Below are 265 nucleotides of genomic sequence, written 5' to 3' on the forward strand. Positions count from 1 at the left end.
TAAAGGATCGGCAGCAGCGTCTCGATCGATTTCGAGCGGCGCATGTAGGGCGGCAAGATCGACGGAGAGAACCGGATGCGGTCGGGGCAGGCCACGTCCGCCTCGCGATCGCGTACACGCGGCTGGCGCACGGCGACCGGACCGATACCGGTCATCACCTCGCGTTCCGGCAGGTGACCGTGGCGCACGACGCGCTGGTGACCGTCCGCAGTCTTCAAATCGGCATGCTTGCCGAGAAAGTCCGCGACCTCGGCCTCGACCGCCT

1 pseudogene is annotated in these 265 nt (G+C 66.8%); it reads right to left on the reverse strand.

The window, feature by feature from the left end:
• Positions 1-265, reverse strand: a pseudogene (locus KJQ96_RS39205) (IS256 family transposase); the annotation flags it as partial.

Source organism: Bradyrhizobium sp. sGM-13 (assembly GCF_018398875.1).
Classification (GTDB): Bacteria; Pseudomonadota; Alphaproteobacteria; order Rhizobiales; family Xanthobacteraceae; genus Bradyrhizobium.